Source organism: Streptomyces sediminimaris (assembly GCF_047049295.1).
GTDB classification, from domain to species: domain Bacteria; phylum Actinomycetota; class Actinomycetes; order Streptomycetales; family Streptomycetaceae; genus Streptomyces; species Streptomyces sediminimaris.
The window spans coordinates 1,353,696-1,369,421 of sequence record NZ_JBJWOT010000001.1 but is presented as its reverse complement, the minus strand read 5'-3'; the positions used below and the strand labels follow the sequence as shown (position 1 = coordinate 1,369,421).

Genomic DNA, 15,726 nt, shown 5'->3' with positions numbered 1-15,726 from the left:
GAACGTGTCGGACCTCGATCTGCTCACCCAGTCCCTGGCGCGCAACGTCAAGCGCTGGCGCAACGACCGCGGCTTCACCCTGGACGCGCTCGCCGCCCGCGCCGGGGTCAGCCGCGGCATGCTCATCCAGATCGAGCAGGCCCGCACCAACCCGAGCATCGGCACGGTCGTCAAGATCGGCGACGCGCTCGGCGTCAGCATCACCACGCTGCTCGACTACGAACAGGGCCCCCAGGTCCGCATCGTCCCCGCCGAGCAGGCCGTACGGCTGTGGAGCACCGAGGCGGGCAGCTACAACCGGCTGCTCGCCGGCGCCGAGGCCCCCGGCCCGCTGGAGATGTGGGACTGGCGGCTCATGCCCGGCGACAGCAGCCCGTCCGACCCGCACCCCGCCGGCACGGTCGAGCTCGTGCACGTCCTCGCGGGGGAGCTGACGCTCACCGTCGATGGCGCGAAGCACCGCGTTCCGGCCGGGGCGAGCGCCTCCTTCGAGGCCGACACCCCGCACACCTACGGCAACGAGGGCGACGCACCGATGGAGATGGTCATGGCGGTGTCCGTTCCGCCGGTGCGCTGAGGCGGCCCGCGGCCCTGCTGTTACCGTGCGGCCATGCGCGCACCCATCGGACACTTCGACATCGCCGTCCCCGCCCCCGACGCCGTCGGCGAACTGACCGCCCCCGTCGCCGAGGCCGTTCGCAACTGGACCGGCAGCGTCTCGGCCGACCGGATCGTCTACGTCGACACCGACCCGCAGTGGGCCGACACCGCCGTCTTCGTCGAGCACTACGGGCGGGAACTGCTCGAGCAGTCGGCGAACTGCGTGGTGGTGGCCGGCAAGCGGGGCGGCACGACGACCCTGGCCGCGTGCATCGTGCTGTCCACCACCCGCGTCGACGTCAACGGCGTCGTCCGCCGCCAACTCGGCGTACGCAAGGCCTCGTTCGCGTCCATGGACACGGCGACGGGGGAGACCGGCATGGAGTACGGCGGCATCACCCCGATCGGCCTGCCGTCCGACTGGCCGGTCCTGGTCGACCCGGCCGTGGTCGACCTCCCCTACGTCCTGGTCGGCAGCGGCCGCCGCCGCGGCAAACTCCTGGTCCCGGGCAAGGCGTTCGCGGACCTGCCGGGTGCGGTGGTGCTGGAGGGGCTGGGGGTCTAGGAGTGGTCCAGGTGTGCTGACCTCGCGTGAACGACCTCGCGGGGTCAGCACCGGCGTACGGTCACCAGATGTTCGGTCGCCGGGGGCCGGCGTCAGATCCGCGGCGTGGCGCTGAGCCGTGGCGGGCCTTCGCCCCTCAGGTGGTGGGCCAGCGCCAGGTGCGGATCGTCCTGGCCCGGCGCCGGTGCCGGGTCGGCGTGGACCAGGGCCGCCGTGAGTTTCGGTACCGCGTGCAGCAGGGCGTGTTCGGCGTCGACGGCGATCGTGTGCGCGGCCCGTACGGTCGCGTCGCCGTCGACCACCACCGCGACCTCCGCGCGCAGCCGGTGCCCGATCCAGCGCAGCCGCAGCTCGCCGACCTCGCGCACGCCCGGCACCGCGCGCAGCGCCCGCTCGGCCCGGTCCACCAGGGCCGGGTCGACGGCGTCCATCACCCGCCGGAACACCTCGCGCGCCGCGTCCCGCAGCACCAGCGCGATCGCCGCGGTGATCGCCAGCCCCACGAGCGGGTCGGCGAGTCGCCAGCCCAGTGCGGAACCGCCGGCCCCCAGCAGCACGGCGAGCGAGGCGAATCCGTCGGTGCGGGCGTGCAGTCCGTCGGCGACCAGCGCGGCAGAACCGATCTCGCGGCCCACCCGGATCCGGTACCGCGCCACCCACTCGTTGCCGGCGAACCCGGTCAGGGCGGCCAGTGCCACGGCCGGTACGTGCGCCACGGGCCGCGGGCCGAGCAGCCGCTCCACCGCCGCCCAGGCCGCGAACGCGGCCGACGCGGCGATCGTCAGCACGATCGCGATCCCCGCGAGGTCCTCCGCCCGCCCGTAGCCGTAGGTGAACCGCCGCGTGGCCGCCCGCCGCCCCAGCACGAAGGCGATGCCCAGCGGCACCGCGGTCAGCGCGTCGGCGGCGTTGTGCACGGTGTCGCCGAGCAGCGCCACCGAACCGGACACGGCGACCACCCCGGCCTGGGCCAGCGCCGTCCCGCCGAGGACGGCGAGGGACACCCACAGCGCCCGCATCCCGCGGGCGGAGGACTCCAGGGCGGAGTCCAGCTTGTCCGCGCTCTCGTGGGAGTGCGGGGTGAGGAGATGGCCGAGGCGGTGCCGCAGACCCCGGGAGCCGTGGGTGTGCCGGTGCGGGTCCACGGGGTGTCCGTGGGTGTGCCGGTGTGGCTCCACGGGGTGTCCGTGGTCGTGGCGGTGCGGGTGGTCGTGGTGGTGCCGGTCGCTCACGTGCGTCCCCTTACGGTGCGCGGGAGTGGACGGGTCGGGCCCACGAGGCCATTATGTGCGTATGAGCGCACGCATGCACCTGTCACCTGCGCACGATGCGCACCCGCGTACCCCGGGCGAGGAACAGTTCGCCCTCGCCGCCGAACTACTCGCCCTGCTCGGCGACCGCACCCGGCTCGCCCTGCTGCACGCTCTGACCACGGCAGAGGCCGATGTGACGACACTGACGGAGAGCTGCGGGGCGGCCCGGCCCGCGGTCAGCCAGCACCTGGCACGGCTGCGGCTCGCGGGCCTGGTGAGCACCCGCAAGGAAGGGCGCAGGGTCGTCTACGCACTGCGTGACGGGCACCTGCGGCGCCTGGTGGACGAGGCGCTGAAGGTGGCCGACCACCGGCTCAGCGACCGCCCGCCGCACGACTGAGCCCCCGGAGCGGTCAGGACGCGGAGCTCTTGCCGAGGTACTGCTCCGCGAACGAGGCCGCCGCCGCGGGCGACGAGAACAGGCGCCGCAGCCGGGCCAGCGCGGTCCCCGCGCGGTACGCGTCGCCCGACGACGCGCCGTGGTACACCTCCGACAGCCACTGCGAGAACTCCTGGTAGTCCCACACGCGGTCCAGGCAGGCCGCCGAATAGCCCTCCAGACCGGCGCTCTCGCCCCTGGTCAGACGGGCGACGAGGCCGTCGCCGAGCAGGAAGGCGTCGTGCAGGGCGAGGTTCATGCCCTTCGCGGCGATGGGAGCGGTGAGATGGGCGGCGTCCCCGGCGAGGAAGAGCCGCCCGAACGCCATGGGTTCGACGACGTAGTTGTGCATGTCGAGGACGCGCTTCTCGATCAGCCGCCCCTCCGTGAGCGGCGGCCGGTCGTCCGTGCCGAGCCGCTCGCGCAACTCGGCCCAGACCCGGTCGTGCGACCAGCTCTCCGGGTCGTCGCCGGGCGGGCACTGCAGGTAGTAACGGGTGACCTCGGCGCTGCGCGGCATGTGCCCGGCGAAACCGCGCGGATGGATGCCGAAGACCACGCAGTCGCTGGACGGCGGCGTCTCGGCGAGCAGCGCCAGCCAGCCGACGCCGTAGTCCTGCCGGCTGATCCGGGCGTGCGGCGGCAGCGCGGTCCGCGTCACGCCGCGGGCGCCGTCGCAGCCGATCACGAACTCGCAGCGCACCAGCTCCCGCCGGCCGGTCCCCGGATCGCTGTACGACACCGCCGGCCGGTCCGAGTCCAGGTCGTGCAGCCGGACGTCCCGCACGCCGAACCGTACGGCCCCGCCGCGCACGTCCGCGTACGCGCGCACCAGATCCGTCACCAGCAACGGCTGCGGATAGACGTAGTGGTGATGCCCCGTCAACTCGGTGTAGGAGAAGCGGTGCCGCCTGCCGCCGACCCGGAACTCGCACTGGGTGTGCAGTTCCGCCCGCTCCAGCAGGTTGTCCGCCAGCCCGCGCTCCCTGAGTCCGCGCACGGCCCACTCCTCGATGACGCCGGCCCTGGGCCGGCGCTCGATGAACTCGCGCGTCTCGAGCTCCAGGACCAGGCAGTCGACGGAGGCGGCCCGCAGGATGTTCGCGATGGTGAGCCCGGCGGGTCCCGCCCCCACGATCACCACCGGAAAGCGCTGCGCGGAAGGGGAGTCGGGCTGGAAGGAGGTCGAGGTCATCCGAGCATTATGACGGTGGCCCGTCAACCGTGGCCGGGGGGCCGCGGCCGACGGGCCGTGCACGTCAGGACGGTCGGCGTGCGGGCGCGTCCGGGGACGCCGGGTCAGTGCGCGGGCGCGTCCGTGACCACGACCTCCTCGATGCTGCGCTCGATCTCCTCGGGCCGCGACGCGGTCGCCCGGGCCCAGTAGTAGACGGCCAGCGAGAAGGCGGCGACGACGAGGATGTCCCACCACAGGGCGATGTGCCCGGCCCCGCCGAACTGGCCCTGCGCGGAGATGACGCCCATGCCCAGCAGGTAGGCCGGCAGCCACTGGGCGGCCCTGAAGTCCATGCGGGGCGCGTCGGGCCGGTGCGTGGCGTTGGCCCACCAGGCGTAGCCGCCGAGGAGCAGATAGCCGAGGACGACCGCGACGCCGAGCCGCCACAGCACGTCCCAGCCCGACCAGTAGATGATGAGGTTGGCCACCACGAAGGACACCGGCGCGACCACGTTGCCTGCGGGCAGCCGGTACGGGCGCTCGTGGTGGGGCAGGTGCCGGTCGAAGACGCCGTACGCCAGCGGGGCGCCCGCGTACATCAGGACGCTCGCCGAGGTGATGAAGCCGACCAGTTGCTGCCAGCTCGGGAAGGGCAGGAAGCAGACCACGCCCGTCACGAAGGAGATGATCAGGCCGAACCAGGGCACACCGCGGCGGTCGGTGCGCGCGAAGATCTTCGGCGCGTAGCCGTTCTTGGCCAGGCCGTAGGAGACACGGGAGGTGGCCGTGGTGTAGATCAGGCCGGTGCCGCCGGGGGAGATCACGGCGTCCGCGTACAGGATGAAGGCGAGCCAGCCCAGGCCCACCACGGTCGCCAGGCCCGCCCAGGGGCCGCTGATGCCCGGGTAGTCGAGGTGCGCCCAGCCCTTGGCGAAGGTGCTGTGCGGCAGCGCGGCGATGAAGACGACCTGGAGCGCGACGTAGATGACCGCGCCGATCGCGACCGAACCGAGGGTCGCCCGGGGCAGGTCCCGCTTGGGGTTGCGGCTCTCGCCCGCGAGCTGGATGGCCTGTTCGAAGCCCAGCAGGGCGAAGATGATGCCGCTCTCGCTGATCGCGCTGAGCACACCCTTGGCGCCGAACGGGGCGAAGCCCTCGGAGCTGAAGTTGGCCGGGTGGAAGTTCCCGACGGCGATGACGAAGATCGCGCCCAGCGGCACGGCGACCTTCCACCAGGTGGCGGCGCTGTTGGTGTGCGCCAGGGCGCGGACGCCGAAGAAGTTGACCGCGACGAAGACGGCCATGAGGACGACGGCGGTGACCAGACCCGAGGCGGTCAGCGTCTGGTCCGGGTGCTGCAGGCCCTGGGCCCAGCTCCAGTGACCGGCGTAGCCGATCATCGCCTCGACCTCGATCGGCGCGACGGTGGCCGCCTGGAGCCAGGAGAACCAGCCGAACGACAGGCCGGCCAGGCCGCCGAAGGCGTAGTGCGGATAGCGGGCCGTGCCGCCCGCGACCGGGAACATGCCGCCGAGTTCGGCGTGCACGAGGGCCAGCAGGACGATGGCCACCGCGCCGATCACCCACGAGATGATCGCCGCGGGACCGGCGGCCACGACCGCCTTCTCCGCGCCGTAGAGCCAGCCGGAACCGATGATCGAACCGACCGAGGCCCACATCAGGCCGATCAGTCCGACGTCTCGCCTGAGGCCGCTGGGACCCCTGGCCTCCTTTACGGAGGTCTGCTCGATGCTCACCATGTTTTCAGCGACCTCTCACATTCTGAATAAGTGCTTTCAGTGAGTGCGACGTCGCAGATTAGGAATCAGTGGCGGCCGGACAGAAGACCCGTTGTGAAGTTTTGACCAGTACCGGGGACGTTCCTGAACAGACTTTCAGGGGATCTGTACGCACCACCCCGCCCGGCCCGCTCAGCGCATGAGCGGTATCTCGATCGCGGGGCAGCGGTCCATCACCATGTCCAGGCCCGCCGCGCGGGTGCGGGCGTAGGCCGCCTCGTCGATCACGCCGAGCTGGAACCAGACGGCCCTGGCGCCCTTCGCGACGGCCTCGTCGGCGACCGGTCCGGCCAGGTCGCTGTTGACGAAGACGTCGACGACGTCCACGTCGAAGGGGACGTCGGCGAGACAGGCGTACCCCTGCTCGCCGTGCACCGTCTCCGCCTTGGGGTGGACGGGCACGACCCGCTTGCCGAAGCGCTGCAGCACCCGTGCGACGCCGTACGCGGCGCGCCGCTGGTTCGACGACAGGCCCACCACGGCCCAGGTGTCGCCGGACTCGGTGAGGATCTTGCGGATCGTTGCCTCGTCGCCGTACACCATGGGCCTCCCAGCGCCTCGTGGACCTGCTGCCGTCTTCGGTGAACGGCCCGCGGCACGCGATGATTCCCCCGCTCCGGCGCGCCGCCGGCGGCTGTTCGCGAGGCCGGCGGCGCAGTACCTTCTGGACAGCCCGCACCGCAAGGGGGTGCCCGATGCCCGCCCACGACCTGCCCGCGGCACGTCTGACCATCCACCTCGACGCGGCCGTCGTCTGGCACCACCGGCCCGCCTACGCCGAGCTCGTCCACCGGGCGCACCGCGCGGGCCTCGCCGGGGCGAGCGTCTTCCGCGGGGTCACCGGCTTCGGCGCCGGCGACCCCCGGCGGCCCGCCCACGGGCCGAAGGGGCCGTGCGCCGTGGTCATCGTCGACGACGAGCCCCGCCTGCGGGACTTCCTCTCCCGCGCGGCGGACGTCCTGGGGGAGACGTCGGCGGTCGCGGTGCTCGACCGGGTGCGGGTGCGCGCGCCCCGCGCGTGTGGGTGACAGCCGCGCACTCCTCGCCGCGTGCCGTTGGTACATTCCGTTGTTGAATCCCGCCACCATGTCCTGATTTCGGTCCGGATGCCTGCGCACGGGCGCCCGCACGCCTACGCTCGCTCCGTGCTGCGCATCACCGACGCCCGAACCGGCGATCTTGTCGACGCCGCCCCGGTCCGCCGGGGGCTGACCCGGGTCGAGGCCCATGCCCCCGGTTCCGGAACCGGATCCCTGCGGACCCTGCTGGTCGCCGACGTCCTCGTGCGTGCCCTGGAACTCGGCGGCACCCCGGTGTGGGGGGTGCTGAACGCCGCGCGCGAGCACGCCGAGCTGCGGGCCGGGGCGGAGTCGCTCGGCATCCGGCCCTTCGAGGACCGGCGGGACGTCGGCCCCGGGCTGGGCGAGGCGCAGGTCCTGAACGTCGTGCCGGAGGGGGACGCCCCGCCCGGGGGCGTCCTGGTCGCCGTCGCCGCCGTGCGCCCCGGAACCGGCGTCCCCGACGGCACCGACCCCGCGGTCCTGCGCCTGGCCCTGCTCGCCCGGCGCCGGGACGAGCCGGTGACACTCGACACGGCCACCCTCTCGGAGGCCCGTACGACGCTGCTGCGCTGGCGCCGTGCGGTCGCCGACTGGGCGCGCCGCCCGTCGCGGCCGATCCCCGACGAGGCGCGCACGCGCCTGCGCGGCGCCTGGGAGGACGACCTGGACGTGCCCGCGGTGCTGCGGGTGCTGGCCTGGGTCGAGACGGCGCCCGAACTGCCCGACGGCGCCCGTTTCGAGACGTACGCCCACGCCGACCGGCTGCTCGGTCTCGACCTCACCCGCGACCTCGGATCACCGGCGTGAGCGCGCGCACCGCGCCGGGCCCGCTGCGCCGCCTGGTGGTGCTGCGGCACGCCAAGTCGGCCTGGCCGGAGGGCGTCGCCGACCACGAGCGGCCGCTCGCACGGCGTGGCCTGCGGGACGCGCCCGCCGCCGGACGGGCCCTGGCCGAAGCCGACTGCCTGCCGGACCTCGCGCTGTGCTCCACCGCCGTACGGGCCCACCAGACCTGGGAGCTGGCCTCGGCCCAGTGGGGCAGTCCGCCCCCGGTGCGCCACGACCCGCGGCTGTACGGCGCCGGCGCGAGGGAGGTGCTGAGCGTGGTGCACGAGGTGTCCGCCGAGGTCGAGACGCTGCTCCTGGTCGGGCACAACCCCGGCCTCGAGGAACTGGTCCTCGCCCTGGCCGGGGACGACCTCGACGACGCGCTGCAGCGGGTGCGCACGAAGTTCCCGACCTCGGCGATCGCGGTACTGGCCTGGCACGGGCCCGCCTGGGGCGCCCTGCTCCCGGGCACCGCGCTCCTGACGGGCACGCTCGTACCGCGGGGCAGGAAGGGCGGCGGCGGGACGTAGCGCGGGCGGCGCATAGGCTGGCCGGATGCAGGACGAGTACCGCACGGTCGCCCACGCGGGCGTGCACGAGACCGAGGTCAACCGCTCCCGCTTCCTGTGCGCCCTGGCACCGGCGGCCACCGAGCGGGAGGCCCAGGACTTCATCGCGGGCGTGCGCAAGGAGCACGCGGACGCCACCCACAACTGCTGGGCCTACGTCATCGGCGCCGACGCCTCGGTGCAGAAGGCGAGCGACGACGGCGAACCGGGCGGCACAGCGGGCGTCCCCATGCTCCAGATGCTGCTGCGCCGCGACATGCGGTACGTCGTCGCCGTCGTCACCCGCTACTACGGCGGGGTCAAGCTCGGCGCGGGCGGGCTCATCCGGGCCTACGGCGGCGCGGTCGGCGAGGCCCTGGACGCGGTCGGCACGCTCACCCGCCGCCGCTTCCGGCTGGCCACGGTGACGGTCGACCACCAGCGCGCGGGCAAGGTGGAGAACGACCTGCGCTCCACCGGGCGCGAGGTGCGCGAGGTGCGCTACGGGGAGGCCGTCACCCTCGAGATCGCCCTGCCGGACGCGGACGTGGACACCTTCCGGTCCTGGCTCGCGGACGCGACCGCCGGTACGGCCGCGTTCGAACTCGGCGGTGAAGCCTACGGAGATGTGTGACGTTCCGTGCGAATCGGGCGTAACGGTCCGGTATGAGAGGGCTCATGACGGGCCGATACGGGAGTAACCGCCCGTGCTGTCGGACCCGGCCGTTAGGGTCGGGGATCATGAGGCTGCTGCACACGTCCGACTGGCATCTGGGCCGGGCGTTCCACCGGGTGAACATGCTCGACGCCCAGGCCGGATTCATCGGCCACCTGGTCGCGACCGTGCGCGAGCGCGGCGTGGACGCGGTGGTCGTGTCGGGGGACGTGTACGACCGGGCGGTCCCGCCGCTCGCCGCGGTCGAGCTGTACGACGACGCGCTGCACCGCCTCGCCGGCCTGGGCGTGCCGACGGTGATGATCTCCGGGAACCACGACTCCGCCCGCCGGCTCGGCGTCGGCGCCGGCCTCATCGGACGCGCGGGCATCCATCTGCGCACCGATCCGTCGGCGTGCGGGACGCCGGTGGTGCTGTCCGACGCCCACGGCGACGTGGCCTTCTACGGACTGCCGTACCTCGAACCGGCCCTCGTGAAGGACACGTTCGGGGTGCCGAAGGCGGGACACGAGGCGGTGCTCGCCGCCGCCATGGACCGGGTCCGCGCCGACCTCGCCGCCCGGCCGCCCGGCACCCGCTCCGTCGTCCTCGCGCACGCCTTCGTCACCGGCGGCGAGACGAGCGAGAGCGAACGGGACATCACCGTCGGCGGGGTCGACTCCGTCCCCGCCGGAGTCTTCGACGGGGTGGACTACGCGGCACTCGGCCACCTGCACGGCTGCCAGACCATCAACGACCGCGTGCGCTACTCCGGCTCCCCGCTGCCGTACTCCTTCTCGGAGACCGGCCACCGCAAGACCATGTGGCTCGTCGATCTCGCGGCGGACGGCTCCGTCCGCGCCGAACGCGTCGACTGCCCGGTGCCACGCGCGCTGGCCCGCCTCCGCGGGACGCTGGACGACCTGCTCGCCGATCCGGGGCTGACCCGGCACGAGGAGGCGTGGGTCGAGGCCACGCTCACCGACCCGGTCCGCCCGGCCGACCCCATGGCCCGGCTCACCCGGCGCTTCCCGCACACCCTGAGCCTCGTCTTCGACCCCGAGCGGGCCCCGGACGACCCCGACGTGTCGTACGCCAGGCGGCTCGCGGGCCGCAGCGACCAGGAGATCGCCGAGGACTTCGTCGCCCATGTGCGCGGCGCCGGGCCCGACGAGCGCGAACAGGGCGTGCTGCGCGACGCGTTCGACGCGGTGCGCGCGGACGACGCCGTGCGGGAGGTGGCGTGATGAGGCTGCACCGGCTGGAGATCACGGCCTTCGGGCCGTTCGGCGGCACCCAGACCGTCGACTTCGGCGCGCTGTCGGCGGCCGGCCTCTTCCTGCTCCACGGACCGACCGGCGCCGGCAAGACGTCCGTCCTGGACGCCGTGTGCTACGCCCTCTACGGCTCCGTCCCCGGCGCCCGCCAGAGCGGTCAGGGCCTGGCCCTGCGCAGCGACCACGCCCCGGCCGGTACGCGCACCGGGGTGAGCCTCGAACTCACCGTCGCCGGGCGGCGCCTGGAGGTCACCCGGCAGCCGCCCTGGGAGCGTGCGAAGAAGAAGGGGCGTCCCGGGACCACGGTCGACAAGGCCCAGAGCCGGCTGCGCGAGTACGACGCGACGGCCGCCGCCTGGAAGGACCTCAGCCGCTCGCACCAGGAGATCGGCGAGGAGATCACCCAGCTCCTGGGCATGAGCCGCGAGCAGTTCTGCCAGGTCGTGCTGCTGCCCCAGGGCGACTTCGCGCGGTTCCTGCGCGCCGACGCCGAGTCGCGCGGCAAGCTGCTCGGCCGCCTCTTCGACACCCACCGCTTCGCCGAGGTCGAGAAGCGCCTGGCCGAGCGCCGGCGCACCGCCGAGGCCGAGGTCCGCGAGGGGGACGCCGCGCTGCTCGCCGACGCGCACCGCATGCAGCAGGCGGCCGACGGCGCCCTCGAACTGCCGGAGCCGGCACCGGGGGAGCCGGGTCTGGCCGAGGCCGTCATCGCCGCCGCGGCCGTCGGCCGCAGCACCGCCCGCGAACAGCTGACCATCGCCCACTGCCGGCTCGCCGCCGCCGAGTCCGCGCAGGCGGCGGCCGAGCGGGCGCTGGACGACGTCCGCGAAGTGGCCCGCCTGCAGCGACGGTTCGCGGAGGCACGCGAGCGCGCGGAGCGGCTGGAGGACCGGGCCGAGGCCCACCGGGACGCGCAGGCACGCATGGAGCGCTCGCGCAAGGCCGAGGCGGTGGCGCCCGCCCTGGAGCTGAGGGAGGCCGCGGACGCCGAACACCGGCGGGCCGCCGCCGCCGAGGCACGCGCGCGTGCGCTGCTCCCCGAGGACCACGCGGACGCGGGCGCCGCCGGGCTCGCGGCCGCGGCACGCCGGACCGCCGAGGAACTGGGCGGCCTGGAGTCCGCGCGCCGCGCGGAACAGCGCCTGTCCGAACTCCTCGCGGAGCGCGCCGACCTGGAGCGGCAGGAGCGCGCCGACGAGGACGTGCTGCAGGAGGCCGAGGCCTGGCTCGGGGACTGGGAGGCGACCCGGGCCGGACTGCGGGCCCGCGTCGAGTCCGCGCAGGAGGCGGCGACCAGGGCCGAGCAGCTGGGTGTGCAACGCGAACCCGCGCAGCGTCGGCTCGGCGCGGCCCGCCAGCGCGACCAGCTCGCCCGCGACACCGAAGACGCCCACGCGCGCGTGCGGGCCGCCCGCGAACGGGCCACCGGCGCCCGCGCCCACTGGCTCGACCTCAAGGAGCAGCGCCTGACCGGCATCGCGGCCGAACTGGCCGCGAACCTCGCCGACGGCGAGCCGTGCGCCGTCTGCGGCGCCACCGAGCACCCCGCCCCCGCGCGCAGGGTCGCCGGGCACGTCGACCGCGCGGCGGAGGAGCGCGCCCTCGCCGCCTACCAGCGCGCGGACGAACAGCGCGCCGAGGAGGAACGGCGGCTGGGCGTGGTGCGCGAGGCCCTGGCCGCCGCCACCGCCGAGGCGGGCGACACCCCGACGGACCGGCTCGCCGAGGAGGTCGAGGAGCTGGAGCGCCGGTACGGCCGGGCGCGGTCCGGGGCCGGTGCGCTGCACGCGGCCCAGGAGGAGCTGCGGCAGGCGGAGCAGGAGCACGAGCGGCGGACCGCGCTGCGGCAGCAGGCGGCGGTCAGAGCCGCCTCCCGGGTGGGCCACCGTGACCGGCTCGACCGCGAACGGGCGGGCCTGGAGGAGGAGTTGGCGCAGGCGCGGGGCAGGGCCGCCAGTGTCGCCGCGCGGGCCGCGGAACTGGAGCGGCGGGCCGCGCTGCTCACCGAGGGCGCCGACACCGCGCGCGCCGCCGGGGACAGCGCACAGCGGCTGAAGGACGCCGACGCCCGGCTCGCCGACGCCGCCTTCCGCGCCGGGTTCGAGACCCCGCAGGCCGCGGCCGCCGCGCTCCTCGACGACGCCGCCCACCGGGAGCTGCAACACCGCCTGGACGCCTGGCAGTCCGAGGAGGCCGCCGTGCGTGCCGTCCTCGCCGAGGCCGACACCGCGGCCGCCGCCCGGCAGCCGTCCGCCGACGTCGCCTCGGCGGAACGGGCCGCCGCCGTCGCCGCCGGGCGGCTGCGCGAGGCCGCTTCCGCGCGCGACGCGGCCGCCCGCCGCTGCGCCGAACTCGACCGGCTCTCCGCCCGGGCCGCCGCGGGCGTACGGCGCCTGGCGCCGCTGCGTGAGGAGTACGACCGGGTGGCCCGGCTGGCCACGCTGGCCGCGGGCACCTCGGCGGAGAACGAGCGGAAGATGCGCCTGGAGTCGTACGTGCTGGCGGCCCGCCTGGAACAGGTGGCCGCGGCGGCGACCGTGCGGCTGCAGCGGATGTCGTCCGGCCGGTACACGCTCGTCCACTCCGACGACCGGGCCGGACGCGGCCGCAGCGGCCTCGGGCTGCATGTCGTGGACGCGTGGACAGGACGGGAGCGGGACACGGCGACGCTGTCGGGCGGTGAGACGTTCTTCGCCTCGCTCGCGCTCGCCCTCGGTCTCGCGGACGTCGTCACCGACGAGGCCGGCGGAGTCCGCCTGGACACGCTCTTCATCGACGAGGGCTTCGGCAGCCTCGACGACCAGACGCTCGACGAGGTCCTGGACGTGCTCGACTCGCTGCGCGAGCGGGACCGCAGCGTCGGGATCGTCAGCCATGTGGCGGACCTCAGACGCCGTATCCACGCGCAGCTCGAGGTCGTGAAGGGCAGATCGGGCTCCGTGCTGCGGCAGCGGGGCGCCGGGTGAGCCCGCCGGACGCCGGCCGGATCAGCGGCCGAGGGGCCGCCGGGGCAGCGGCGAGGAGTAGACGACGCTCGTCGTCACCGAGCCCAGCGCGCCGATCCGGCCGGCCACCTCTTCCAGATGGCGCATCGAGCGCGCGGCGACCTTGATGACGAAGCAGTCGTCGCCCGTCACATGGTGGGCCTCGAGGATCTCGGGCGTCACGGCCACCAGGTCGTGGAACGGCTTGTAGTTGCCGTTCGGATACCGCAGCCGTACGAACGCCAGGATCGGCAGCCCCAGCCGGTCGGGGTCGACGACGGCCGCGTACCCCTGGATGACGCCCGCCTCCTCCAGGCGGCGCACCCGTTCGGTCACCGCGCTCGGTGACATGGAGACCGCACGGGCCAGCTCGGCGAAGCTGGCGCGGCCCTCGCGCTGGAGGACCTCGAGGATGCGCCAGTCGGTGGCGTCCGGGGAAAACGTGGTCATCCCGGATGGATAGCAGGGAAAACCCCGGCCGATCAAGCCAAGGCCTGGGAATTCCCGCTTCAGACGGCCCGGCGACCGGCATAGATTCCTGTACGTGACCGATGACACCGTGAATCCCGTTCTGCGTACGGCCCCCGCCGCCCCGGCCGAGGCCGCCGCCCACTTCCGCGCGAGTCTCGCCCTCCACGCCGACGTGTCCGACGTCGCCGCCGCGCTCGCGGCCGGCGGCGACCCCGGGTTCGTCGTCCTGGACTCCCGCTCGACCGAGGCCTGGGACCAGGGCCACATCCCCGGGGCGGTCCACCTGCCGACCGCGCTCGTCCCGGAGCAGGCCGGGCAGCTCCTCGACAGGTCGCTGCCGGTGGTCACCTACTGCTGGGGCCCCGGCTGCAACGGCGCGACCCGCGCGGCACTCGCCCTCGCCGAACTCGGCTTCCAGGTCAAGGAGATGCTCGGCGGCTTCGAGTACTGGGTGCGTGAGGGCTTCGAGTTCGAGACCCGGGAGGGCCGCGAACGCCGTGCCCCGGACCGGTTGACGGCGCCGGCGGACGCGGACGACTGCGGCTGCTGAGACGAAAGCGGAGTTGCGGGTTCCTGATGCGTGTACGGTTCTGCGCCATGGTGCGATACGCGGAACCCGGTGCGCTGGAGTGGGTGGAGTCGGGCGGTGGGCCGCTCGTCGCGGTGCCGGAGACGGTGCTGCCGTTCTGGGCGGGCGCCGACGGGGAGGAGAACGCCTCCGACTACGACCGGGCCTGCGAGGTCGACGGCGTCGTAGGGCTGCTCCCGGTCGGCGACTCGGCCGCGCTGGTCCTGGGCGAAGAGCCCGCCTCCACCGCCTTCCTGCCGGCGCACGGCACCTTCGTACGATGGTGCGCCGCGCACTCCGAGGACGAACTCCTCGCCGGCGTACCGGCCGCCCTGGCCGCGGCGGAGTGGGGGGACGAGGTGCACTGGGACGTGCCCGGACCGGTCCTGCTGTTCGACTCGGCCTGGCCCGGCGACCAGACGGAACGCACCGACAGCCTGCGCGTGGAGCTGGCACCGGGCCGGTACGCGGTGCGCGCGGCCAACGCCCGGCCGGGACCGGAGACCTGGCTCGGGCTCGTACAACTGCGCTCGCTGCCTCGGCACCAGCCGCCCGGCGAGGCCTGAGCCGGCCGTCCGGGCACACGCGGATATTCAGGTGCGGCGCCGGGCGCCGGCCCCCATCATGGTCGTCCATGCCCCCACCGCCGCACCCCGCGCCCGACGACCTGCGCCGTGACCCGCTGCCCCTGCGCGGCCGCACCGCCCTGGTGACAGGCGCGAGCAGACGCGCCGGCATCGGACACGCGGTGGCCCGGCGGCTCGCCGCGTACGGGGCGAGCGTCCATCTGCACCATCACGTGCCGCACGACACCGCCATGCCCTGGGGCGGCGACCGGACGGCGGACGTGATCGCCTCCGTCCGCGCGGCACTGGCCGACCCCGCGGCCCACGTCACCGCGGGACCCGCCGACCTGAGCGACCCGGCCGCGCCCGCCGAACTTCTCGCCACGGCCGCCTCGGCGCTCGGCGGCCGGATCGACGTCCTCGTCGCCAACCACGCCCTCAGCGGCAGCGACGGCACCCTCGACACGATCGACGCGGCGATGCTCGACGCGCACTGGGCGGTCGACACCCGCTCGGTGCTGCTCCTCGTCCAGGCCTACGCCCGGCACCGCGCCGCACTGCCCCCGCGCGCCCCCGGCGGACGGGTCGTGATGATGACCTCCGGCCAGGACATCGCGGGCGGCATGCCGGACGAGATCGCCTACGCCCTCCAGAAGGGCGCCCTGGCGTCGATCACCCGCTCCCTGTCGACCGCCCTCGTCGGCCACGCGATCACGGTGAACACCGTCAACCCCGGTCCGGTGGACACCGGTTACGCGACCGGCAGGACGCACGAGGCGGTCGCCGCCCGCTTCCCCGGGGGCCGCTGGGGGGTGCCCGACGACCCGGCCCGCCTCATCGCGTGGCTCGCCACGGACGAGGCGGACTGGATCACGGGGCAGGTGATCGACTCGGAGGGCGGCTTCCGCCGCTGACCCGGAGGTGACCCGGGCCGG

The 15,726-nt window shown here is 74.5% G+C and carries 17 protein-coding genes; 12 read left to right on the top strand and 5 right to left on the bottom strand.

Features of this window, described 5'->3' with window-relative positions; genetic code table 11:
- The first annotated feature begins 4 nt into the window (after positions 1–4).
- Both ACJ9NR_RS06395 and ACJ9NR_RS06390 read left to right on the top strand, forming a co-directional pair.
- Positions 5–577 (top strand): helix-turn-helix domain-containing protein, encoded by a 573-nt coding sequence (locus ACJ9NR_RS06395; RefSeq protein WP_412489285.1) that lies wholly within the window; start codon positions 5–7, stop codon positions 575–577.
- Positions 578–610: 33 nt separating this feature from the next.
- On the top strand, positions 611–1,165 hold the full coding sequence (locus ACJ9NR_RS06390; protein WP_412489286.1) for a YbaK/EbsC family protein: 555 nt from the start codon (positions 611–613) through the stop codon (positions 1,163–1,165).
- A gap of 92 nt (positions 1,166–1,257) precedes the next feature.
- On the opposite strand, the gene ACJ9NR_RS06385 is transcribed toward ACJ9NR_RS06390, so the two are convergent.
- Entirely contained in the window at positions 1,258–2,397 is a 1,140-nt protein-coding gene (locus tag ACJ9NR_RS06385; RefSeq protein ID WP_412489287.1) for a cation diffusion facilitator family transporter, read from the bottom strand.
- Between the two features lie 61 nt (positions 2,398–2,458).
- On the opposite strand from ACJ9NR_RS06385, the gene ACJ9NR_RS06380 reads away from it, so the two are divergent.
- Entirely contained in the window at positions 2,459–2,818 is a 360-nt protein-coding gene (locus ACJ9NR_RS06380; RefSeq protein WP_412489288.1) for an ArsR/SmtB family transcription factor, read from the top strand.
- A 13-nt stretch (positions 2,819–2,831) separates the two neighbouring features.
- Here the strand turns inward: ACJ9NR_RS06380 and ACJ9NR_RS06375 are convergent, their stop codons facing one another.
- The 3 genes from ACJ9NR_RS06375 to ACJ9NR_RS06365 all read right to left on the bottom strand — a co-directional run bounded on the left by ACJ9NR_RS06375 (position 2,832) and on the right by ACJ9NR_RS06365 (position 6,373).
- Entirely contained in the window at positions 2,832–4,052 is a 1,221-nt protein-coding gene (locus ACJ9NR_RS06375; RefSeq protein WP_412489289.1) for a 4-hydroxybenzoate 3-monooxygenase, read from the bottom strand.
- 104 nt (positions 4,053–4,156) lie between these two features.
- Entirely contained in the window at positions 4,157–5,794 is a 1,638-nt protein-coding gene (locus ACJ9NR_RS06370) for an APC family permease (protein WP_412489290.1), read from the bottom strand.
- A 171-nt stretch (positions 5,795–5,965) separates the two neighbouring features.
- Complete coding sequence (locus tag ACJ9NR_RS06365) at positions 5,966–6,373, bottom strand: CoA-binding protein (RefSeq protein ID WP_412490503.1); 408 nt, start codon at positions 6,371–6,373, stop codon at positions 5,966–5,968.
- Between the two features lie 155 nt (positions 6,374–6,528).
- Between ACJ9NR_RS06365 and ACJ9NR_RS06360 the strand changes: the two genes are divergently transcribed.
- From ACJ9NR_RS06360 to ACJ9NR_RS06335, 6 genes are all read left to right on the top strand, one after another.
- Positions 6,529–6,861, top strand: a complete 333-nt coding sequence (locus tag ACJ9NR_RS06360) for a DUF190 domain-containing protein (protein WP_412489291.1) — start codon at positions 6,529–6,531, stop codon at positions 6,859–6,861.
- A 78-nt stretch (positions 6,862–6,939) separates the two neighbouring features.
- Positions 6,940–7,701: a hypothetical protein gene (locus ACJ9NR_RS06355; protein ID WP_412489292.1), complete on the top strand. Its 762-nt coding sequence runs from the start codon at positions 6,940–6,942 to the stop codon at positions 7,699–7,701.
- On the top strand, positions 7,698–8,252 hold the full coding sequence (locus ACJ9NR_RS06350) for a SixA phosphatase family protein (protein ID WP_412489293.1): 555 nt from the start codon (positions 7,698–7,700) through the stop codon (positions 8,250–8,252). Before ACJ9NR_RS06355 ends, ACJ9NR_RS06350 begins: the two co-directional genes overlap by 4 nt.
- A gap of 25 nt (positions 8,253–8,277) precedes the next feature.
- Positions 8,278–8,904, top strand: coding sequence for a YigZ family protein (locus ACJ9NR_RS06345; protein WP_412489294.1), 627 nt, complete (start codon positions 8,278–8,280; stop codon positions 8,902–8,904).
- 107 nt (positions 8,905–9,011) lie between these two features.
- A complete protein-coding gene (locus ACJ9NR_RS06340; protein WP_412489295.1) occupies positions 9,012–10,172 on the top strand; it encodes an exonuclease SbcCD subunit D in 1,161 nt (386 codons plus the stop codon).
- Positions 10,172–13,168 carry an AAA family ATPase gene (locus tag ACJ9NR_RS06335; protein ID WP_412489296.1) on the top strand — a complete coding sequence of 999 codons (2,997 nt, stop codon included), beginning with the start codon at positions 10,172–10,174 and terminating at the stop codon, positions 13,166–13,168. The genes ACJ9NR_RS06340 and ACJ9NR_RS06335 overlap by 1 nt, the downstream gene beginning before the upstream one ends.
- Positions 13,169–13,189: 21 nt before the next feature.
- Here the strand turns inward: ACJ9NR_RS06335 and ACJ9NR_RS06330 are convergent, their stop codons facing one another.
- Positions 13,190–13,636 (bottom strand): Lrp/AsnC family transcriptional regulator, encoded by a 447-nt coding sequence (locus ACJ9NR_RS06330; protein WP_412489297.1) that lies wholly within the window; start codon positions 13,634–13,636, stop codon positions 13,190–13,192.
- A gap of 94 nt (positions 13,637–13,730) precedes the next feature.
- Here ACJ9NR_RS06330 and ACJ9NR_RS06325 point away from each other — a divergent pair, with 94 nt between their 5' ends.
- From ACJ9NR_RS06325 to ACJ9NR_RS06315, 3 genes are all read left to right on the top strand, one after another.
- Positions 13,731–14,207 (top strand): rhodanese-like domain-containing protein, encoded by a 477-nt coding sequence (locus ACJ9NR_RS06325; protein ID WP_412489298.1) that lies wholly within the window; start codon positions 13,731–13,733, stop codon positions 14,205–14,207.
- Between the two features lie 47 nt (positions 14,208–14,254).
- Complete coding sequence (locus tag ACJ9NR_RS06320; protein WP_412489299.1) at positions 14,255–14,791, top strand: immunity 21 family protein; 537 nt, start codon at positions 14,255–14,257, stop codon at positions 14,789–14,791.
- A 68-nt stretch (positions 14,792–14,859) separates the two neighbouring features.
- Positions 14,860–15,705 carry an SDR family oxidoreductase gene (locus ACJ9NR_RS06315; RefSeq protein WP_412489300.1) on the top strand — a complete coding sequence of 282 codons (846 nt, stop codon included), beginning with the start codon at positions 14,860–14,862 and terminating at the stop codon, positions 15,703–15,705.
- The last annotated feature ends 21 nt before the right edge of the window (positions 15,706–15,726 follow it).